The following is a 20,721-nucleotide window of genomic DNA, read 5'->3' on the forward strand; positions in this document are numbered from 1 at the left end:
GATGGCCGTTAGATCAAGCGGCAGCAGTCTTGCTGCTCTTCTGCACCTGGCAATAAATCTCCTCGAGGGAAGCGAGGATTTTTTTGACGGATTCGGAATTGCTGGAATAATAGATGGTCTGAGCATCCCGTCTTGTTTTCACCAGCCGCTGGGCACGCAATTTCGAAAGATGTTGCGAGAGCGCGGACTGGCTGAGACCAACTTGGGAGGCGAGAACACCGACCGGCACTTCCGTATCCACCAGCGTGCACAAGATCATCAGGCGCTTGGGATTTGCCATCGCTGAGAGCAAGTCTGCAGCGGCGATGCTATGTTCCGACAGAGATTGGTTATCCATACGCTCAAGTCTCCTGATGACAGTCGGAAAGACCGTCATGGTGGCTATTATAGGTGGTCCAAAAGGTGTTTTTTATAATTCAGTCGATACGTTGTATATACCTAAATCTTGCTTATATCGTGTCCCCCTCCAAGACTATTCTTCATTGATCATTTACCTGGACATCTTGATCAAATTTTCAGACTTTCGCCTGTTTTTCGTCATTTTAGCAACAAACTGCTACATTCTCAGTAGTATTTGGAGCAAAAAACAATCAAAAATTGAGCACACAAATCTTGTCTTCCAATGTCTGGCTTCGTGACCACTACCTTACACCACCTTAAATTTAGCAAGGAGGTACAGAATCTAGTTTTACTTTGCGCAATTTTCTCAAAGTTTGCAATATGCTTTTTATTCGTAATTATTTTAATGCATAACTTATAATGTCTTGGGTATTCTTTTTCTTTATACCAGCATTAGGTAATACAAAAAGGCCTTCCGGGGAGGAAGGCCTTTCGTTTTCTCGACCAATGCGAGTGTTTCTCATTTCTTGCGGTGGCGAGTGAGGCCTGTCACAATTTCGTCTGCGGAAATCGTGCCTATAATTGCGCCATTATCGACAACACCGATCGCGCCGGAATGTTTCGAGAGCGCATCGAGGATATCGATCAGCGGCGATGTCGGACGGGCGGTAGCGGCCACGTTCAACCGGCCGTTTTGTTCATCCACGCCTGGCTTCATCACGTCCGCGGCGGTCAGCATGGAGATCGGGTTCATGTTCTGCACGAAATCCGCGACATATTGCGTAGCCGGTTGCTTGACGATCTGCTGCGGCGTGCCGCACTGGATGATACGCCCGCCCTCCATCATGGCTATGCGGTTGCCGATGCGGAATGCCTCGTCCAGGTCGTGACTGACGAAGAGGATGGTTTTCTTCAACCGGCTCTGGAACTCCAGAAGTTCGTCCTGAAGGCGGCTTCTGATGAGCGGGTCGAGCGCCGAGAACGGCTCGTCCATCAAGAGAATGGGCGCTCCGGTTGCGAAAGCGCGCGCCAGCCCTACGCGCTGCTGCATGCCGCCGGAAAGCTCCCCCACCTTGCGGTCAGCCCAGGCGGACAGGTTCACCAGCTCAAGCTGCTCGGCCACCATGCGCTTACGCTCGGCTTCCGGCGTCCCGGAAAGCTCCAGTCCGAAACCGACATTGTCGGCAACGTTTCGCCAGGGCAGCAGGCCGAATTGCTGGAAGACCATCGAAACCGTATGCATGCGCAGATCGCGCAGCGCCTTCGCCGTCGCCCGATAGGGATCGACAAAACCGGACGCCGTCTTCACGCTGACATTGCCACGCACCACAGGCGCCAGGCCGTTAACGGCCCTGAGCAGCGTCGATTTACCGGAGCCCGAAAGCCCCATGAGCACGAGTATTTCGCCCTCATTTACCGAAAGCGAGGCATTCGCAACGCCGAGGACCAGTCCGGTCTGCTCGTTTATCTCGTCACGCGTGCTGCCCTTGTCGATCAGCGCCAGCGCCGCCTCGGGCCGGTCGCCGAAGACGATATCGACATTTCCGAAGATGATTGCATCACTCATAGATCATGCTCCGTGCCGGGAAGGCGGAAAAGTCGGTCGAGAACGATCGCCAATATGACGATGCACAACCCCGCTTCGAAGCCCATGGCGATGTTGACGGTGTTCAATGCGCGTACCACCGGCACCCCAAGGCCGTTGGCGCCGACGAGGGCGGAGATGACCACCATCGAAAGCGAAAGCATGATCGTCTGGGTAAGACCCGCCATGATCTGCGGCGCAGCGAAGGGAAGCTCTACCTTGCGCAGAACCTGCGATGGCGTGGCACCGAAGGCGATGGCCGCTTCCACCAGCGCCGGCGGCGTCGAAACGATGCCGAGACGGGTCAGGCGCACGGGCGCGGGAATGGCGAAGATGACCGTGGCGATAAGCCCGGGAACCATGCCGAGGCCGAACAGCACTAGCGCCGGAATGAGATAGACGAAGGTCGGAATGGTCTGCATCAAATCCAGCACCGGGCGCATGCCGGCATAGATCCATTTGCGCCGCGCCGCCAGTATTCCAAGCGGTATGCCGATGATCATGCAGACCGCGCTGGAGGCAAGAACGAGCGCCAGCGTTTCCGTCGTCGCCTTCCAGTACCCGAGATTGATGATGAACAGCAGACCAAGCGCCGTAAAGACCGGCATGCCGACCGACCGCCTTGTCCAGGCTGAAAGAGCCGTCACAATCGCGACGATGACCAGCGGATGCGGCGCCTGCAAAACGTAAAGCAGGGCGTTAATGACGCTTTGGAAAATGAAAGAAAGCCAATCGAAGAAAAAAGCGAGATTGCCGGTCAGCCAGTCAATGGCCTCCTTGGCATATCGGCCGACGGGCAGGCGGTTTTCAGGAGCGCTGAGCCATTCCACGGTAAGACAAGACCTTTCGTGAACCAGAGCAATTCCAGTAAAAATGCGTAACGGTTTTGGGCCCGGAATTGCAAAAAAAATAAGAAGAACAGGCATTGAAGGTGATCCCGTTTCACCGGAAATGCCGCTAATGCAGAAACGACGGCCGGCAACAGCATTGCCGGACACCGGGATTGCGCGTGACCCCGGATGCGAGAAAAATTCGCGGACCGAGATCATGCAAAGGACATCGTAATTTCCTGCGGTATCCGGCCTGCTTACAAGGTTAGGCCGGATACATGCGTTATCTGCAACCTAGAGGCCCAAGGCCTTCTTGACGGCGGGCAAGGCGTCAGCGCTGCCATCCTTGGTCTTGACGTTGGCAAGCCAGGGTTCGATCGCGGCCGGGTTGGCCTTCAGCCAGGCAGTCGCCGCCGCTTCGCCCTCGAGGCCATCATTCAGGATCTTGCCCATGATCTCGTTTTCCATGGGCAGGGAGAATTCCAGGTTCTTGAGAAAGACGCCAACATTCGGGCATTCCTCGGTGTAACCCTTGCGGACATTGGTGTAGATCGTCGCGCCGCCGAGATTGGGGCCGAAAACCTCGTCACCGCCGGTCAGATAGGTTAGCTTGAAATTCGTATTCATGGGATGCGGTTCCCAGCCGAGGAACACGATCGGTTCGCCGGATTTCCCCGCGCGGGCAACCTGCGACAGCATGCCCTGTTCGGAGGATTCGACCACCTCGAAACTCTTCAGCCCGAAGGTGTCCTTGGCGACCATGTCGAGGATCAGGCGGTTGCCGTCATTGCCGGGCTCGATGCCGTAGATCTTGCCGCCGAGATCGCCGCTATGGGCCGCGATATCCTTGAAATCCTTTATGCCGAGTTCAGCACCCTTGGCATTGGTCGCGAGCGTGTATTTCGCGCCGGTCAGGTTTTCACGCAGCGTTTCAACCGACTTGTCGTCGCGGTAAGGCGCGATATCGCCTTCCATGGTCGGCATCCAGTTGCCGAGGAAGACGTCGATGTCCTTGTTTTTCAGGGATGTATAGGTAACGGGCACCGAGAGAAGCTTGACGTCGGTTTCATAACCGAGGCTCTTCAGCAGCACCGTGGCAGTCGCTGTGGTGGCAGTGATGTCGGTCCAGCCCACATCGGAAAAACGAACCTTGCCACAACTTGCCGGCTCCGCAGCGCCGGCTGCATTGAACGTCATGACGGAGATTGCTGCGGCCAAAGCCAGACAGCGACTTCTATTTGCAAACATCGCTTGCTCCCTTTTTTTCGTTCCCTTGCCATTATCAATATCTGCCGGACACAATCAACTCGCGTGCATTTGCGTGCTTTGGCCCGCCGTTTGCGACACGACGATGAAAATCTCCGGCTTTTTAGTCCGCGATACGGACAGCTGCGGCATGCGGAAATCTGTGTTTTTCCCGTTGCGGCACTTTTCAACCCGACCCTTCGCCGTCAAAAGACGCGAAGGTGTACAGGGAGTGGACGATGGCAAAACTCTATTTCAATTATGCGGCGATGAACGCCGGCAAGTCGACCATGTTGTTACAGGCATCCTATAATTATCACGAGCGCGGCATGCGCACGTTGATTTTCACGGCCGCCTTTGACGACCGGGCCGGCTTCGGCCGGGTCGCGTCGCGCATCGGCCTGTCGTCCGACGCACGGACCTTCGACGCAAACACCGATATCTTCTCCGAAGTGGAGGCCCTGCATGCCGAAGCGCCCGTTGCCTGCGTTTTCATCGATGAAGCCAACTTCCTGTCCGAACACCATGTCTGGCAGCTTGCCGGTATTGCCGACCGGTTGAACATTCCGGTGATGGCCTACGGCCTGCGCACGGATTTTCAGGGCAAGCTTTTCCCAGCCTCCAGGGAACTGCTCGCCATTGCCGACGAGCTTCGCGAAATCCGCACCATCTGCCATTGCGGCCGCAAGGCGACGATGGTCGCCCGTTTCGACAATGAAGGAAATGTGGTCAAGGAAGGCGCGCAGATCGATGTCGGCGGCAACGAAAAATACGTCTCCTTCTGCCGCCGCCACTGGGTCGAAACGGTCAAGGGCGACTGACCGTCTGCGGCCGGTTGCCGCATTTGATTTTTCGCAAGGATGGCTCCCCTGCTCCTGCGCTAAGACCATGCGGACACATTCGCGTGGATGTGCTTTCTCTCAGGAGCAAAAGATATGCACAACAAAACTGCCACCGTCGCCAGCCTTGCCATCGCTGCTGCCCTCCTTGCCTTTCCAGCCCTGTCGGCCGAAATCGAGGTGAAGATGCTCAACAAGGGCAGCGATGGCCAGGTGATGGTCTTTGAACCGGCAACCGTCAAGGCAGCTGTCGGCGACGTCATTTCCTTCGTGCCCGTCGACAAGGGTCATGATGCGGCTGCCGTCAAGGAAATGCTTCCCGAGGGCGTTGCGGACTTCAAGGGCAAGATGAACGAGACGGTGAAACTGACTGTCGAGAAGGACGGCGCATGGGTCGTCAAATGCACGCCGCATCTCGGCATGGGCATGGTCGCCCTCGTTGTGGTCGGCGATGCCGCACCGGCCAATCTCGATGCCATAAAGACCGGCAAGCTGCCGAAAAAGGCGCGGGAGCGGCTGGACGCCGAAATTGCCAAGCTCGGTCTGTAACCGCCTGTCACCTTGTCCGGGCGATACATGCTCCGCGCGTAGTCCAGGAACTCGGGAACGAGCCGCGCGGACCGCAGGTTGAGAAAAGTTTCGCAATCATGTTGTATCCCGGTGGGTAGGGACATATCTGGAAGACAGTAAACGACCGCGGTTGTTGCGAAGCGCCAAAAGGCGCATGGCCGAACCGCGGTTGTTCCTTCCGGCGTTCAGCCCCACGGGCAGAGGAGACTATGACGACATGATCGACCGGATAACCGCTTTGATTCAGGCAGCCTTCAACGCCATCGGCAAGGCCGCCGGTCTCGTCTTCGCTTGGCTTCTGTGGCCTTTCATGGCCGCCCACGGCTGGTATCGCGACCGCAACTGGATCATCAAGGGTCCGATCGCTCTGGTGCTCATCCTTCTGGCCGGCTTTTACGGATACTTCTTCTGGCAAACGCAGGTCTGGACGAATTTCGACCCGGATTATATTTCCCGTTACAAGCTTGCCGAGCGCACGGTGCCGCCCGGGCAGGAATTGCCGGCTGCAACACCCACGGCCACCGCCGGCGCCACCGGTGCTGCCGCAAACACCTCCGCACCGGTATGCCAGCGCTCCGCTATCGTCGATGCTGCCGCCGATCTTACCGATTTCAACGTCAATCAGAATGCATGGATTTCCTCCATGCTGCTCTATCGTCTCGGCCTCTTCGGCATGGACTGGGACAGCACGCCATTTTTGGACAACAAGGCGTCCTTCCAGCGCGGCGTGAACCAGGCGGTGCGCCGCACCGCGGTGGAACTGGTGGATACGCTCGGTCGCGTTCGCGGAACCTCCGGTATCAACAACAATCTCCAGGAAGCGCGCGGGAACATGCAGTTCAGCGAATATTCCTGGTATTTCGGCCTCGATCCGTTTGGCCCCAAAACACCGACACCGAGCTACTATCGCGCCGCCATCCGCAGCTTCCAGGCATTTAACGGTGAACTGACCGCCTGCAAGGCCGTCTTCGATACCCGCGCCGATAACCTCATCCAGTTCATCGACCGCATTGCCGGCGATATTGGCTCGACATCGGCCATTCTGCGCGAGCGTTCGGAAAACTATAATGGCGGCTGGTTCGACACTCGCGCGGACGACCGTTTCTGGTTCGCCTATGGCCAGCTCTATGGTTATTACGGCGTGCTGTCGGCAGCCGGATCGGACTTCGCGCAGGTTATTCGCGAACGCAATCTGACCAATCTGTGGAATGACACCCTGGGGCAGACCCGTGCGGCGCTACGCATCCAGCCGGCAATCATTTCCAACGGCGACGAAAGCGGTTGGATCATGCCCTCGCACCTTGCCACCATGGGATTTTACGTTCTGCGCGTTCGCTCCAACCTCGTTGAGCTCCGCTCCGTTCTCGACAGGTAAGTCAACGGCTTGGACCGGCATGAAAATCAGCTTATCAGGCCAAGGCGTATTGTCTTGGCCACCAGCTGCGCGCGGTTGACGCAATCCAGCTTGCGAATGGCGTTGTTCATATAGGTATTGACGGTGTGCTCCGAGATGGACAGAAGCTCGGCAATCTCCACGGAGGTCTTGCCCTGCGCAGTCCAGCGAACCACGTCGAGTTCCCGCTTCGTCAGTGGTGAGGGGAGTTTTGAGCCTGCACGACAAAGCCGGTCATAGGCCTCCAGGGCGTGAAGGGCGATCATGCACAGCTCGTTCAGCGAACCCTGCGACAGGACATCGCAATCGCCTGCGAAATTCATCAGATGCCGGTTTCCGTCCATGCCGTTCACCGGCACCAGAAGACCGGAGGTGATGCCCATGCCGCGCAGCAGGGTTGAGACTTCCAGCAGCGAGCCGCAGTTGATGTCCTTATCGTCAAGAGACCAGTATTGCGGCATCATCGATGAAGCGCCGCGCTTTATGACGGGACAATCTGCAAGTTCACCGTCCCGGGTCATCGCATTCACCACCCACACCGGCAGGCTGCTTTCCACCACTATCGGCAGGGCGTAGGCATTGCGAATGCTCGGCAGCTTCAGCAACGTCACGTAGGAATAACTGAACGCCTGCATCACCTGCTGCAGCGCCGCCAGCCATTGGGGTCTGTCAATGGCAGCCGAAAGGTCGCGGCAAAGTCTGGCCTGGCGCTCCGTCTTCGGCATTCAGGCGCCGCCCGGCGGTGGGCGCAGGACACCCAGAAGCGACGACCAGGCGGCATGGGCAAACAGTGTTGCAACCTTCATATCGGGTGGACCACCTTGACTAAAGCGCCGGTTTTTCGGGTTTATCCTTCGGCTTGGCCATCAATTTCTCCAGGAAACCGAGCATGACCGCCGAGACGACAAAGGCCAGATGGATGATGGTGAACCACATCAACTGGCTATCCGTATACTGACTGGCGTTGAGGAATATCTGTAGCAGGTGGATCGACGAAATCGCCACAATCGACGATGCGACCTTGATTTTCAGGCTGCCGGCATCAAGCTTGCCCAGAAACGAAACCTCGTCATCCGCCTCATCGAAACGGCTGACGAAATTCTCGTAGCCGGAAATCATCACCATGACGATAAGGCTTGCGACCAGTGCCGCATCGATCAGCCCGAGCATGGCGAGGATCATGTCCGATTCGTCGTAAGTGAAAACGTTTTTGGCGACCTTCAGGAATTTCAGCACGAAGGAAAATGCATAAACCGCCAGCGCCGCAACGAGCCCGAGATAAAACACGACGAGCAGCCAGCGGCTGGAGAGAATGATCCGCTCGACGAGCAGTTCAAGTGACTTCATTTCCGTATCCGATTACTTTTTTGTATATTGTTGGAGCATGCATTCTTCCGCCATCTAAACTGGCTGCGAATATCCTAGCAAGCGTCAATGTCGGGACTTTGGCCGGAACCCGGCATTTTCGGGCCTCTCCACCGGTCCGGATGCAGTCTCACGGAGCGTCACATTTTTGCCACGCACCGTTATGCTTTAAAACATGATGATAAAAGTCATATATAATATGTTGACAGTTATGATCATGTTTTTTAGTCCTCAGCAATCGGCTTGCCCGTAACAAATCAAAACAGTTTCAGCCGCGACAGCAAGCGCGGCGCGTTTTTGCGCGCCATAGCTTCTGCGCGCGCCTTATCCGGGGGTATTTAATGTCCATCTCGCGCACACATTCGGCGCTGTTTTTGTGCACTGCCATGTCTCTTCTGCCCTTTGCCGGACCTGCGCAATCGCAGGATGCCGCGTCGCAGACGAACGACACCACCACGCTGGAGAAGATCGTGGTCAAGGGCAAGCGCGTCAAAAGCGCGAATGCAGCCGCCGACACACCGCTTGCAAGCCAGACGACGGCGGAAGACATCAGGAAGAAAGACATCGGCAGCATCAAGGACCTCGGAAACTCCACCGAGCCGGGTGTCGATTATGTGGATGCCAAGCCCGGCAGGCCCGGCGGCCTGTTCATTCGCGGTCTGGGCGGAGCGCGTGTCGTGACCCTGATCGACAATATTCCCGTTCCCTTCTTCAACAATTTCGCCCGTCAGGGACAGGCCACGACGACCCTGAGTGATACCAGTTCGAGCTTTGATTTTTCATCGCTTTCCACGGTTGACGTTGTACGCGGCGCCGATTCCAGCCGCATCGGTTCCGGCGCCCTTGGCGGCGCACTCGTTCTGCGCACGCTTGAGCCGGAAGACCTGATCGGTGAAGGCAAGGACTGGGGCGGTGTTGCCAAGACCACCTATGACAGCGAGGACAGAAGCGTCGGCGGATCGCTCGCCGTTGCAAAGAAGATCGAAAATACCTCGGTTCTGTTCCAGGGCTCCTACAAGCGCGGCAACGAAACGGACAATAAGGGCTTCGCCGATATCTACGGAACCCGCCGCACCAAGCCCAACCCGGCAGATACCTACGAAAGCAACCTGATGTTCAAGATCCGCCAGGATCTGGAAGGCGGCCACCGCATCGGACTTACGGCCGAGCGTTATTCATTGAGAGATCGCAGCGACATGCGAACCCTGCAAGGCGTCAGCGTATCGGGATCGACTTACCGTATTGGCGACTACAGCGGCTACGAGGATACGGAGCGCGACCGCGTATCGCTTGATTACGAATATGAAGCGCCGTCGACAGACAGCCTGATCGATGCAGCCAATCTCTCGCTCTACTGGACGCGCCTCTCCAAGGAATCCGGCGCTGGCAACCGGCTGACCAACAACTCGCTCTATATCCGCGAAGACAGCATGCGCAACAGCGCTTTCGGCATCGTCGGCGGCCTTGAATCCGGTTTCGAACTCGGCGGCGTGCAGCACACCGTGCGCTTCGGCGGCAACGCCATGACAACCGATTTCAGCCAGGCACTTTATGCCAACACAGGCGGAGTGACCTCATCGTCACAGTCGGACATGCCTGACGTGAGCGGCAAGAGCCTTGGCCTCTATCTCGATGACGAAATCGCGTTTGGAAACGGTTTCCGGCTCACCCCCGGCCTGCGCTTCGATTCCTACGATTACGATCCGGATGGCTCGGTATCCAGCAACAGCGGTTACAACACCTTCGGCCTGCCAAGCGGCAATAGCGGTTCGCGCTTCTCGCCGAAGCTGCTCGCGACATACGACGTGACACCGGAATTGCAGCTCTTCGCACAATGGTCGATGGCCTATCGCGCTCCGACCATCAACGAGCTTTATCTGAACTTCTCGAATATCAGCTCCGGTTATGCCGTGGTCGGCAACTCCGCACTCAACCCCGAAACCAGCAATGGCTTTGAAATCGGCGCCAATTACGCATCCGGCGATCTGACGGGGAGCCTGACGCTGTTCCACAACAAGTACAAGAACTTCATCGAGCAATACACGACCTCGACGACGCTGTTCCCCGGCTTCGGCGGCAGGGGCAACGGATCGCTCTTTACCTATCGCAACCGCAACAATGTTGAAATCTCCGGAGTGGAAGCCAAGGTCCGCAAGGAACTCGCAAACGGCTTCTTCGCCCATGCTTCGCTTGCTTATGCTTATGGCAAAGACACAGACAGCAACGAATTCATCCGCACGGTGGCGCCGTTCAAGTCCGTCCTCGGCGTCGGCTACGCACAGGAGACATGGGGCACGGAATTCACCGGCATCTTCTCCTCGCATATGCGTGACGACAAGGTGGCCACAACATACGACGCACCCGGTTACGGCATATTCAACCTGACCGGCTGGTGGGAACCCGAACAGACCAAGGGCCTGCGTATTCAGGCCGGCGTCTACAACCTGTTCGACAAGCAATACTGGAACGCCGTCGGCGTTCGTGACGTCAACCCCAATGCCGTCAGCACCGTCAACCAGCCTGTCGACTTCTATACGGAAGCCGGACGCACCTTCAAAATCTCTCTGACCCAGAAATTCTAAACCCGGTCGGAACATCATCTCCAGTCGGGGCGGCCTTCGGGTCGCCCCCTTTTTATCAGCGGCAGTAGAGATAACCTCCCTTTCGCTCCAGCACGTCGAGATGCAGGTGATCCTGATGGGTCGCGTCGCTGCCGGGGGAAAGAACGGTTCGGAAGAACAGGCAGGCGGCGGCTGTGATCGTCCGCTGGAAGGCACCTTCCACTGTTCCATCCTCGCCGCGCGGCTTCATTACCAGCGGATCGCCCTTGTCAAAGGAAATGGTGGAAATGTCGACAGCATTGCCCTTGGCATGTTCGGAAATCTTGCCGGTTTCGGCACTGTTGCGGTTGCGGCAAATATAGGTCGAGGCATTGGCAATCGCCGTTACCTTTTTGTCCGGCAGGGCGAGAGCCGCAGCCGGCAGCATCATCTCCTTTGTCCAGCGCGATAGCGCAAGGGCCGTTTCGCAGCGCATGGTGCCAGATGGTTCAAGCTTGATGCCCGGCAGCACCACGGAAAGCTCGATCGGCGCTTCGATACCGCACCCCTGCTCGTCGTCGCGGATCGGCTCGAGCTCTTTGAAATCCGCGCCGATTTCCTTCAATGCGCCAAGGCAGGCCTGAAGCTCTGCCGGGTCCTCCGGCTTCACACGCTCCGGCGGTTTCTCCTCGGGTTTCGTTGCTTCGACAGCCGGAGCTACCGTCTCACCGCCGTTTTGCCCCTTGTCGTCTTTCTTCTTGTCCTCGGCACCCTTCACTTCCGCGCCGGATTTTCCTTCTTCAGACGGTTGCGGCTTGGGGGTCGCTTTCGGTGTGTCTTCGGGCGTTGGTGCGCCCTTATCGGCCGGCTTTTCCGTTGTGGCAGGTGCTTGCTGTTCACCAGGCTTCGGCTGTGGCACCGGCACCTGTGGCGGCGGTTCGGAAGCGGAAATAAGGGCGAGACTCGTCATCAGAAGACACAGGCGATGAAGCATTTTCCGGGGCACTCCTGACTGTTTCGGCAGGACAGGAACGCAACTCGCGCCGGTAAGGTTCATTCCGTCGCCGGAATCCGCTTGCCAAGGCGAATTGTGCAGGCTAACAATTTTCCCATGAACATCGTGTCTATGAACATTGCTAACTGGTGGTGGAGCAGCTTTACGCGGCCTTGACCAGTCATGTCTTCAGACAAAGTCCAAGCCGCCCGAATTTTCAGGCGGCTTTTTTGTTATTCTGCCGCCTGTCATCGGGCCTGAAAAACGGGAAGTGCGAAAGAAATGGTAACGATCATTCAGGATGACGGAGCGGAAACCTACGAGACGAAAGGCGGCATAAAGGTCAGCCGAAAGCGTCGCGCCGCCGAATATGCCAGCGCCATCGACAACTACATCGAAAAGCTCGATGCCCATCGCGGCGCGGTTTTCTCGTCCAACTACGAATATCCGGGCCGCTACACGCGCTGGGATACGGCCATCATCGATCCGCCGCTCGGCATTTCCTGCTTCGGTCGCCAGATGTGGATCGAAGCCTATAACGGCCGCGGCGAAGTGCTGCTCGACCTCATCACCGAAAAGCTGAAGGCGACGCCCGATCTGACGCTGGGCGCATCCTCCGTCCGCCGTCTCGACCTCACGGTCAACGAGCCGGACCGCGTCTTTACAGAAGAAGAACGCTCGAAAATCCCGACCGTCTTCACGGCGCTGCGCGCCATCGTCGACCTGTTCTATTCGAATGCAGATTCGGCCATCGGCCTGTTCGGCGCGTTCGGTTACGATCTCGCTTTCCAGTTCGACGCGATCAAGCTTTCGCTCGCGCGCCCGGAAGACCAGCGCGACATGGTGCTGTATCTGCCCGACGAAATTCTCGTCGTGGACCATTATTCCGCCAAGGCCTGGATCGACCGTTACGATTTCGAGAAGGACGGTGTAACGACGGACGGCAAGTCCTCAGAGATCGCGCCCGATCCCTTCAAGACCACCGACACGATCCCGCCCAAGGGCGATCACCGTCCAGGCGAATATTCCGAGCTGGTGGTGAAGGCCAAGGAAAGCTTCCGACGCGGCGATCTGTTCGAGGTCGTTCCCGGCCAGAAGTTCATGGAGCGCTGCGAAAGCAATCCATCGGCGATCTCCCGCCGCCTGAAGGCGATCAACCCTTCGCCCTATTCCTTCTTCATCAATCTCGGTCATCAGGAATATCTGGTCGGTGCTTCGCCGGAAATGTTCGTGCGCGTCTCCGGCCGTCGCATTGAGACCTGCCCGATTTCAGGCACCATCAAACGTGGCGACGACCCGATTGCCGACAGCGAGCAGATCCTGAAGCTGCTGAATTCGAAGAAGGACGAGTCCGAACTGACCATGTGCTCGGATGTGGACCGCAACGACAAGAGCCGCGTCTGCGAGCCAGGTTCGGTGAAGGTCATCGGCCGCCGCCAGATCGAGATGTATTCGCGCCTCATCCACACGGTCGACCACATCGAGGGCCGTCTACGCGACGACATGGATGCCTTCGATGGCTTCCTCAGCCACGCCTGGGCCGTCACCGTCACCGGCGCACCGAAGCTCTGGGCCATGCGCTTCATTGAAAGCCATGAAAAGAGCCCGCGCGCCTGGTATGGCGGTGCAATCGGCATGGTCGGTTTCAACGGCGACATGAATACCGGGCTTACGCTGCGCACCATCCGTATCAAGGATGGCATCGCGGAAGTCCGCGCCGGTGCGACGCTTCTCAATGATTCCAATCCGCAGGAAGAAGAAGCCGAAACCGAACTGAAGGCATCCGCCATGATCGCGGCCATTCGCGATGCAAAAGCCACAAACTCGGCCGCCACCAAGCGCGATGCCGCCAAGGTCGGCACCGGCGTCAAAATCCTGCTGGTCGATCACGAAGACAGTTTCGTGCACACGCTGGCGAATTATTTCCGTCAGACGGGTGCCACAGTTTCCACCGTCAGAACGCCGGTCGCAGCGGAGGTCTTCGACCGCTTCCAGCCCGATCTCGTCGTGCTTTCGCCCGGACCGGGCAGCCCGACGGATTTCGACTGCAAGGCGACGATCAAGGCCGCCCGCGCCCGCGAGCTGCCGATCTTCGGCGTGTGCCTCGGTCTTCAGGCGCTGGCGGAAGCCTATGGCGGCGAACTTCGCCAACTTGCGGTACCAATGCACGGCAAGCCCTCACGCATCCGCGTGCTGGAGCCAGGCCTGGTCTTCTCCGGTCTCGGCAAGGAAGTGACCGTCGGTCGCTACCACTCGATCTTCGCCGACCCTTCCACCCTTCCGCGTGATTTCATCATCACCGCGGAAAGTGAAGACGGCACGATCATGGGCATCGAACACGCCAAGGAACCGGTAGCCGCCGTTCAGTTCCACCCGGAATCGATCATGACTCTCGGCCAGGATGCCGGCATGCGCATGATCGAGAACGTCGTGGTGCATCTCACCCGCAAGGCGAAAACCAAGGCAGCGTAAACATCCTGCATCGGCGGCGTCACTTCGGCGCCGCCGGGCAAGCCTCAAACAGCGCGACTTCGAGATCGCCTGCTGCCTAGCTACGCGGCAGCGATGTGGAAATGCACAGCGCGAATTTCTTCAAAAGTTGCATGTCGAAGTGGCCTTCCCGGCGCAACATCCACGTCAGCGCTTCGTTTGCCGTCCACGGCTTCTTGTAGGGCCGAACCGAGGTTACGGCGTCATAGACATCGCAGATCGCCGCAATGCGCGCGTAAAGACTGATCTCGTTTCCGGCGCAGCCGCTGGGATAACCGCCGCCATCAATGCGCTCGTGATGATTGAAGCAGACATCCAGAACCATGGCCGGCATCTGCTCGTTGCGAGACAAGATATCCCGGCCGAACGTTGGATGAAGATTGATGATTTCCCGCTCGGTGGCGCTTAACCCTTCCGCCTTGTTGAGGATCGACGAAGGAATTTCCACCTTGCCGATATCGTGCAGCAGGCCGCTGATGCCGAGCAGATCAACCGTTTCCTTGTCCAGCCCGAGATAATTGCCAAAATGGATCATCAACCCGCTGACGGAAACCGAATGCACGAAGGTCGTCTCGTCCTTCGACTTCAACCGGGTAACCCCGATGAAAATCGCCGGGTTCGACTGGACCGCATCGGAAATCTTGCCGGCCGCCGCTGTCATGCCCTTGAGGGAGACGCAGCCACCGGCTTCGGCAACGGCAAATGTCTCTGCAATGGCATCGGCGGCGGAGCGCACGGCATGGGTGATGGCAGCCATGGTTTCGGGGCCATTGTTTAATCGCGGCGGGACGGTTCCAGAGTACGGCCTACCCTCGATATCGTTTCCCTTGGCCGTATTGATGATGATGCTTTCAGCGCCGCTCAATTTCAATTGACGCATCAACTCTTCATGGCGCAGAAGAAATCGATATCGCTGCAAAAATCCGCTGTTCGAAAGCGCTCCCTCGACCGCTTCGATAAACATGCCAACCGTCAATTGCTGGGTAGAAATTCGTTTGAGCATCAGACGCTTTTATTTTCCTTCCCGGGAATGGTAACCTCCGCTGGCAATTGCTGAAAAGACCGGAACCAACCGGTATTCCTCCAAGGGTAAGTTACGCATTCCTAACATTGTTCAATTTTGGAACTTAAACATAAGATAGCACGAATATGAAAATTTTTTACTCTGGATATATTTAAAACGCAAAGAATCAATTCGATTAAGCCAAGAAACAACCTAAGAATGTAAATACTGAAAATTCTCGCGAACGACGTAAACCAGGAGCCGAAGAAAAGCCGCATGAATTCGAAACTTGAAACGCGCATCGATCAGGGTACGGGCCGTGAACCGGCAGATATAGTTCTCAAGGGCGGACGATTCTTCGACCTCGTAACTGGAGAACTTGTTGCCTCCGACATCGCCATCTGCGGCGATACCATCGTTGGAACTTGCGAAAGCTACAAGGGTCGCAGGGAAATCGACATTTCCGGGAAAATCGTCGTTCCAGGTTTCATCGATACCCATCTCCACATCGAATCATCGCTGGTGACGCCGCACGAATTCGACCGCTGCGTTCTGCCCTACGGCGTTACTACCGCCATCTGCGACCCGCATGAGATCGCCAATGTTCTGGGCGCGGAGGGGCTTCGGTTCTTCCTGGACAGTTCCATGGAAACCATCATGGACATCCGCGTGCAGCTCTCGTCCTGCGTGCCCGCAACCCATCTGGAAACCTCGGGCGCCGATCTGCCGATCGAAAAACTGCTGCCGTTCCGTGATCATCCGAAGGTTATCGGCCTTGCCGAATTCATGAATTTTCCGGGTGTCATCCACAAAGACCCGGTATGCATGGCAAAACTCGAAGCCTTTCAAGGACAGCATATCGACGGACACGCGCCGCTTCTGTCGGGAACGGCGCTGAACGGATATCTGGCAGCCGGCATCCGCACCGAACATGAGTGCACCAGTGCTGCCGAGGCTTTGGAAAAGATCCGCAAGGGCATGCATATTCTCGTGCGCGAAGGCTCTGTCTCAAAAGACCTGCACGCCCTGATGCCTGTTATCACCGAGCGTCTGTCGCCTTATCTTGCGCTTTGCACCGATGACCGCAACCCACTCGACATCGCCGAACAGGGTCATCTCGATTATATGATCCGCACGGCAATCGCCAACGGCGTGGAACCGCTCGCCATCTACCGCGCCGCCTCGATTTCCGCCGCAAAGGCCTTCGGCCTGCGCGATCGCGGTCTTATCGCACCGGGCTGGCGCGCCGACCTCGTGGTGATCGACACCTTGCAGAATTGCAAGGCTGGCATGGTCTTCTCCGGCGGCCGTATCGTCGATGACGCGCTGTTTGCCACCCGCAAGCCGGTCGCGCCCGTCGGTCTTGACAGCGTCAAGGCAAGACCCGTGCTCGCCGCCCATTTCGGCGTGCCGGTCGCGCAAGGCGAGACCCCGGTGATGGGCGTTCTCCCCGGCAAGATCATCACCGAACATCGCCGCTACACGCTGCCGACGGACGGCAACCAGACGACTGTCGATCTCGCAAACGACATCATCAAGGTCGCCGTCATCGAGCGCCATGGCAAGAACGGCAACCACGCCAACGGCTTCGTGCAGGGCTTCGGGCTGAAGAAGGGCGCCATCGCCTCCACTGTCGGTCATGACAGCCACAATATCTGCGTTGTCGGCGTTAACGAGGACGACATGGCGCTGGCCGCCAACCGGCTCGGCGAAATCAAGGGCGGTTTCGTGGTAGTCGAAGACGGCAAGGTGACGGGCGAGATTGCGCTCCCGGTTGCCGGGTTGATGAGCCTCGAACCTTACGAAACGGTGCGAGACACGCTCCACACCCTGCGAAAGGCAGCCTATGCGCTCGGCACGACGCTCGAGGAGCCCTTCCTGCAGGTGGCTTTCCTGCCGCTACCCGTCATCCCGCACCTGAAGATTTCCGACATGGGCATGGTGGATGTGGATCGGTTTGCACTGATCTGACGATGGAGTTTATCGGCCGGAAACAGCGTAATCTGCTTATGCCGCGTTTCTGAGACGGCGCGAGCCGTCTCAGATTTTCGTTTCTGCAGGCCAGGTCACGTAATAATAATTTGCCCGCGACCCTGCCAAAATAGGCGTGGCGCAAGTTCCCGGATTAAGCAGAAAAGAGCCGAGCGACGTCCACATGAAAATGCCGGTTCAGACAAGGCGAAACGGACGGATTGCTAAATCGGCTGACTTACAGCATCAGCAAGTCATGAATGCGATGGCAGCAGCTTGCGGAAATAAACCACCCGTTCGGTCTCCTCAAACCCCAGCGCCGCATGCATGCGGTGTGAATCGACATTGGCAATATCGGCATCGGAGGCAAGCTCGCTCACACCCTTGCTGATCGCCCAGCGGGTGACCTCGGCGATCAATGCCGCGGCAACGCCCTGACCGCGGAATTTTTCTTCCACATAAACGCCTTCGAGAAACGCAACAGGCGAGGTATCGCATCCGTTGACATAATCCCGCCGGAGGCTGACGTCGGCGAAACCGATGGCCATTCCGACCAGATCATAGGCAATGAAACCGGCGTCGTTGTCGGAGAGGTTCTGCAATTCCGCCCTGTGTTCGGCAAGGGAGGCATCGGGCCATAAACGGTGGCGCAAAAGGGACCAGTCATCCAGAGATGCTGCGGCGTGGCTGATGGAAAATTGCAGGCTCAAGCGACGACCCCGCAAAACACGTCCAACCCCTCAAGCTTCACAATTCCGGCGTCGAACAGCGGCTCAAAACCCGGCATCGGCAGGATATCCGTGACCTCCATACCCTTCGGGACAGGGAATTCCACCGCCTCACGGGTCAGGTTGAAAACGAACAGCAGTTTTTCGTCACCCTTGTGGCGCGTGAAGGCCAGCACGTCGAGATTGGTCTTGATGAAGTCCATATCGCCGTCGCGCAATGCTCCATGGGTTTTGCGGAAGGACAAGACCGCGCGGTAGTGGTTAAGAACCGAGTCCGGCTTGCGCTCCTGCGCATCCGCCGCCTGCATGGCGTGGGCATAGGGCACCGGCAGCCACGGCTTTTCCGCGCTTGAAAAACCCGCATTCGGCTTGCCGGTTTCCCACACCATCGGCGTGCGGCACCCGTCACGCCCCTTGAAGGCGGGCCAGAAGCGAATGCCGTAGGGGTCACGCAAATCCTCGAAGGCCAGTTCGGCCTCGGTCAGGCCCAGCTCCTCACCCTGATACAGACATATCGAGCCCCGTAGGCTGGCGAGAACGCAGATGGCGAGCTTCGCAACCCGCGTCTGCTCCTCGGAGCCTTCGGAAAACCGGCTCAGATGGCGCACCACATCGTGGTTGGAAAAAGCCCAGCACACCCAGCCATCCGTCACCACCTTGCCGAAGGTTTCGACCGAGCCCCGCAGGTGTTTTGCGCTGAAATCCGGGCCAAGCAGATCGAAGGTATAGCACATGTTGAGTTTGTCATTGCCGGATGTGTAGGCCGCGACCGTCTTCAGCGAGCGTGCGCCGTCCCCCACCTCGCCCACGGTGGCGCGGCCCTCATATTCATCGAGAAGCGCGCGGAAGCGCTGGAGGAAGGCCACGTTTTCCGGCCGCGTCTTGTCGTAGAGATGATCCTGCATGCCGTAAGGATTGACGTCGGACGCATCGAGACCAAAGCTTTCGTCGTCCAAAAGCGGCGGGTTGTCGCGCAACAGCTTGTCGTGGAAATAGTGATTGACGGTATCGAGACGAAAACCGTCCACGCCGCGATCGAGCCAGAACCGTACGGTTTCCAGAAGCGCATCCTGAACATCCGGATTGTGAAAGTTGAGATCCGGCTGCGAGACGAGAAAGCTGTGCATGTAATATTGCTTGCGCACGCCATCCCATTCCCATGCCGGCCCGCCGAAAACGGAAAGCCAGTTGGTGGGCGCCGTGCCATCCGGTTTGGGATTGGCCCAGACATACCAGTCCGCCTTGCTGTTGATGCGGCTTGCACGGCTGTCCACGAACCAGGGATGCTTATCGGATGTATGCGAAATCACCTGGTCGATGATGACTTTCAGCCCCAGCCGGTGCGCCTCGGCCATCAATGCATCGAAATCGGCAAGCGTGCCGAACATCGGATCGACATTGCAATAATCGGAAACGTCATAGCCCATATCGGCCATGGGGGAGGTAAAGAAAGGCGAGAGCCAGATGGCATCGACGCCGAGCGAGGCGATGTAGGACAGCCGCTTCGTCACCCCGGCAAGATCGCCGTAACCGTCGCCGGTCGTGTCCTGAAAGGATCGCGGATATACCTGATAGATCACCGCCCCCTTCCACCAGTCCGATTGCGCTTGGGATTTGTGGACCGGGGCATGGGTTGTCGGCATGAGCGATCTCCTGATGAGGGTTGGTCCGAGAATATAAAGCAGCTGTCCCTGCGTAAACCGGAACTTCGCAAATGCCCAAAATCACCTCGAAGCGGGCTTGTCAGGCACCTCCTGTCGTCGTAATCCCGAAGGTAAAGCAAGTGGAGGATGACGGCGTGGGCGGACGGTTTCTGTCGATTGGCGAATGTATGGTGGAACTGTCGCAGGCCGGAAACGGGCTGCTGCGCAAGGGTTTTGCCGGTGATACCTTCAATACGGCATGGTATGCACGTGCCTGCCTGCCAGAAGACTGGTCTGTCGATTATTTCACGGCACTCGGCGACGATCCTCTTTCACAGGACATGCTGGCCTTCATTGCAGATGCCGGTATCGGCACGGAAAAAATCCGCCGCATCAAGGGCGGCACACCCGGCCTTTACCTCATCAACCTCAAGGATGGTGAGCGCACCTTCAGCTATTGGCGCAACGCCGCCGCAGCAAGGCAACTCGCAGCAGATGCGGACCACCTGCGCAAGACAGTGGAAAGCGCCGACGTCATCTATTTTTCTGGCATCACGCTCGCCATTCTCGCCTCGCCCCACGATGTAGATACTTTCCTTGCGGAACTGCGCCGCGCCAAGGCAGCGGGCAAGCCCGTGGTCTTCGACCCGAACATCCGCCCGCGCCTCTGGTCCGACAAGGACACGATGCTGGAGACGATTACCAACGGCGCACGCGCCGCAACGCTGGTAATGCCAAGTTTCGATGACGAAGCCAGCCATTTCGGTGACACATCCGTCGAGGCCACAATCGAGCGTTACCGTGCGCTCGGCGTCGCCAACATCGTCGTCAAGGATGGCGCAAAGGGTGCGACACTCGATTTCAGCGGCGAACGCAGCCACGCTCCGGCGGTAGAAGCCGTGGATGTGGTGGATACGACAAGTGCAGGCGACAGTTTCAACGGCGCGTTTCTCGCCCGATATGTAACCGGCAGTTCGCCGCATGACGCCGCCGTCTTTGCCGCACGGGCAGCGGCAACCGTCATCGGCCATCACGGCGCGCTGATCAGCCCCGAGCTTCTTCCGCTGGTCGGATGATGCCAGCGGAACCGGCTTCCTGATACCTGTGCTTGTCACAGGGATGACCAGGAGCGCGCATTACGGACAAGAGCAAGCTTGTGTGTGCAAAGGACGCTTCTCTACCCTTA

General features: G+C 57.7%; 17 protein-coding genes. 7 read left to right on the forward strand and 10 right to left on the reverse strand.

The window, feature by feature from the left end; genetic code table 11:
- Nucleotides 1-13: 13 nt before the first annotated feature.
- From QE432_RS10065 to QE432_RS10080, 4 genes are all read right to left on the reverse strand, one after another.
- Complete coding sequence (locus QE432_RS10065; RefSeq protein WP_003513586.1) at nt 14-337, reverse strand: ArsR/SmtB family transcription factor; 324 nt, start codon at nt 335-337, stop codon at nt 14-16.
- A gap of 522 nt (nt 338-859) precedes the next feature.
- The gene (choV, locus tag QE432_RS10070) at nt 860-1,906 is read right to left on the reverse strand and encodes a choline ABC transporter ATP-binding protein (protein ID WP_003513591.1); all 1,047 of its coding nucleotides are present in this window, start codon (nt 1,904-1,906) and stop codon (nt 860-862) included.
- A complete protein-coding gene (gene choW, locus QE432_RS10075; protein WP_003513593.1) occupies nt 1,903-2,754 on the reverse strand; it encodes a choline ABC transporter permease subunit in 852 nt (283 codons plus the stop codon). The genes choV and choW overlap by 4 nt, the downstream gene beginning before the upstream one ends.
- A gap of 294 nt (nt 2,755-3,048) precedes the next feature.
- Nucleotides 3,049-3,951: a choline ABC transporter substrate-binding protein gene (locus QE432_RS10080; protein WP_233283658.1), complete on the reverse strand. Its 903-nt coding sequence runs from the start codon at nt 3,949-3,951 to the stop codon at nt 3,049-3,051.
- 287 nt (nt 3,952-4,238) lie between these two features.
- Between QE432_RS10080 and QE432_RS10085 the strand changes: the two genes are divergently transcribed.
- The 3 genes from QE432_RS10085 (at nt 4,239) to QE432_RS10095 (ending at nt 6,783) form a co-directional block, all read left to right on the forward strand.
- Nucleotides 4,239-4,820, forward strand: a complete 582-nt coding sequence (locus tag QE432_RS10085) for a thymidine kinase (RefSeq protein WP_003513599.1) — start codon at nt 4,239-4,241, stop codon at nt 4,818-4,820.
- Nucleotides 4,821-4,934: 114 nt separating this feature from the next.
- Entirely contained in the window at nt 4,935-5,387 is a 453-nt protein-coding gene (locus QE432_RS10090; protein ID WP_306624077.1) for a pseudoazurin, read from the forward strand.
- A 238-nt stretch (nt 5,388-5,625) separates the two neighbouring features.
- Nucleotides 5,626-6,783: a DUF2333 family protein gene (locus tag QE432_RS10095; RefSeq protein WP_113472974.1), complete on the forward strand. Its 1,158-nt coding sequence runs from the start codon at nt 5,626-5,628 to the stop codon at nt 6,781-6,783.
- A gap of 26 nt (nt 6,784-6,809) precedes the next feature.
- Here QE432_RS10095 and QE432_RS10100 read toward each other — a convergent pair whose 3' ends face one another.
- The gene (locus QE432_RS10100) at nt 6,810-7,526 is read right to left on the reverse strand and encodes a helix-turn-helix transcriptional regulator (RefSeq protein ID WP_013636633.1); all 717 of its coding nucleotides are present in this window, start codon (nt 7,524-7,526) and stop codon (nt 6,810-6,812) included.
- Nucleotides 7,527-7,626: 100 nt separating this feature from the next.
- Nucleotides 7,627-8,148, reverse strand: a complete 522-nt coding sequence (locus QE432_RS10105) for a TIGR00645 family protein (RefSeq protein WP_013636634.1) — start codon at nt 8,146-8,148, stop codon at nt 7,627-7,629.
- 359 nt (nt 8,149-8,507) lie between these two features.
- Between QE432_RS10105 and QE432_RS10110 the strand changes: the two genes are divergently transcribed.
- Nucleotides 8,508-10,748, forward strand: a complete 2,241-nt coding sequence (locus QE432_RS10110) for a TonB-dependent hemoglobin/transferrin/lactoferrin family receptor (protein ID WP_065662203.1) — start codon at nt 8,508-8,510, stop codon at nt 10,746-10,748.
- A 55-nt stretch (nt 10,749-10,803) separates the two neighbouring features.
- Here QE432_RS10110 and QE432_RS10115 read toward each other — a convergent pair whose 3' ends face one another.
- Nucleotides 10,804-11,700: an extensin-like domain-containing protein gene (locus QE432_RS10115; protein ID WP_306624080.1), complete on the reverse strand. Its 897-nt coding sequence runs from the start codon at nt 11,698-11,700 to the stop codon at nt 10,804-10,806.
- Nucleotides 11,701-11,982: 282 nt separating this feature from the next.
- On the opposite strand from QE432_RS10115, the gene QE432_RS10120 reads away from it, so the two are divergent.
- Nucleotides 11,983-14,172 carry an anthranilate synthase gene (locus tag QE432_RS10120; protein ID WP_111783608.1) on the forward strand — a complete coding sequence of 730 codons (2,190 nt, stop codon included), beginning with the start codon at nt 11,983-11,985 and terminating at the stop codon, nt 14,170-14,172.
- A gap of 76 nt (nt 14,173-14,248) precedes the next feature.
- Here the strand turns inward: QE432_RS10120 and QE432_RS10125 are convergent, their stop codons facing one another.
- Nucleotides 14,249-15,193: an HD-GYP domain-containing protein gene (locus tag QE432_RS10125; RefSeq protein ID WP_013636637.1), complete on the reverse strand. Its 945-nt coding sequence runs from the start codon at nt 15,191-15,193 to the stop codon at nt 14,249-14,251.
- 276 nt (nt 15,194-15,469) lie between these two features.
- On the opposite strand from QE432_RS10125, the gene ade reads away from it, so the two are divergent.
- On the forward strand, nt 15,470-17,164 hold the full coding sequence (gene ade / locus QE432_RS10130) for an adenine deaminase (RefSeq protein ID WP_019565181.1): 1,695 nt from the start codon (nt 15,470-15,472) through the stop codon (nt 17,162-17,164).
- A gap of 254 nt (nt 17,165-17,418) precedes the next feature.
- On the opposite strand, the gene aac(6') is transcribed toward ade, so the two are convergent.
- Both aac(6') and bglA read right to left on the reverse strand, forming a co-directional pair.
- Nucleotides 17,419-17,874 (reverse strand): aminoglycoside 6'-N-acetyltransferase, encoded by a 456-nt coding sequence (aac(6'), locus tag QE432_RS10135; RefSeq protein WP_112650453.1) that lies wholly within the window; start codon nt 17,872-17,874, stop codon nt 17,419-17,421.
- The gene (gene bglA / locus QE432_RS10140) at nt 17,871-19,535 is read right to left on the reverse strand and encodes a beta-galactosidase BglA (RefSeq protein WP_111803794.1); all 1,665 of its coding nucleotides are present in this window, start codon (nt 19,533-19,535) and stop codon (nt 17,871-17,873) included. Before bglA ends, aac(6') begins: the two co-directional genes overlap by 4 nt.
- Before the next feature lie 155 nt (nt 19,536-19,690).
- Between bglA and QE432_RS10145 the strand changes: the two genes are divergently transcribed.
- Nucleotides 19,691-20,611, forward strand: coding sequence for a sugar kinase (locus tag QE432_RS10145; protein WP_162693191.1), 921 nt, complete (start codon nt 19,691-19,693; stop codon nt 20,609-20,611).
- The last annotated feature ends 110 nt before the right edge of the window (nt 20,612-20,721 follow it).

The organism is Agrobacterium sp. SORGH_AS_0745 (genome assembly GCF_030818995.1).
Classification (GTDB): domain Bacteria; phylum Pseudomonadota; class Alphaproteobacteria; order Rhizobiales; family Rhizobiaceae; genus Agrobacterium; species Agrobacterium tumefaciens.

What these genes read in the sequence shown, in the direction of transcription:
- QE432_RS10065 (WP_003513586.1), bottom strand. Translation starts at nt 337, where the DNA reads ATGGATAACCAATCTCTGTCGGAACATAGCATCGCCGCTGCAGACTTG.
- QE432_RS10120 (WP_111783608.1), top strand. Translation starts at nt 11,983, where the DNA reads ATGGTAACGATCATTCAGGATGACGGAGCGGAAACCTACGAGACGAAA.
- QE432_RS10090 (WP_306624077.1), top strand. Translation starts at nt 4,935, where the DNA reads ATGCACAACAAAACTGCCACCGTCGCCAGCCTTGCCATCGCTGCTGCC.
- bglA (WP_111803794.1), bottom strand. Translation starts at nt 19,535, where the DNA reads ATGCCGACAACCCATGCCCCGGTCCACAAATCCCAAGCGCAATCGGAC.
- QE432_RS10115 (WP_306624080.1), bottom strand. Translation starts at nt 11,700, where the DNA reads ATGCTTCATCGCCTGTGTCTTCTGATGACGAGTCTCGCCCTTATTTCC.
- QE432_RS10100 (WP_013636633.1), bottom strand. Translation starts at nt 7,526, where the DNA reads ATGCCGAAGACGGAGCGCCAGGCCAGACTTTGCCGCGACCTTTCGGCT.
- ade (WP_019565181.1), top strand. Translation starts at nt 15,470, where the DNA reads ATGAATTCGAAACTTGAAACGCGCATCGATCAGGGTACGGGCCGTGAA.
- QE432_RS10095 (WP_113472974.1), top strand. Translation starts at nt 5,626, where the DNA reads ATGATCGACCGGATAACCGCTTTGATTCAGGCAGCCTTCAACGCCATC.
- QE432_RS10125 (WP_013636637.1), bottom strand. Translation starts at nt 15,193, where the DNA reads ATGCTCAAACGAATTTCTACCCAGCAATTGACGGTTGGCATGTTTATC.
- QE432_RS10085 (WP_003513599.1), top strand. Translation starts at nt 4,239, where the DNA reads ATGGCAAAACTCTATTTCAATTATGCGGCGATGAACGCCGGCAAGTCG.
- QE432_RS10080 (WP_233283658.1), bottom strand. Translation starts at nt 3,951, where the DNA reads ATGACGTTCAATGCAGCCGGCGCTGCGGAGCCGGCAAGTTGTGGCAAG.
- choV (WP_003513591.1), bottom strand. Translation starts at nt 1,906, where the DNA reads ATGAGTGATGCAATCATCTTCGGAAATGTCGATATCGTCTTCGGCGAC.
- QE432_RS10105 (WP_013636634.1), bottom strand. Translation starts at nt 8,148, where the DNA reads ATGAAGTCACTTGAACTGCTCGTCGAGCGGATCATTCTCTCCAGCCGC.
- QE432_RS10110 (WP_065662203.1), top strand. Translation starts at nt 8,508, where the DNA reads ATGTCCATCTCGCGCACACATTCGGCGCTGTTTTTGTGCACTGCCATG.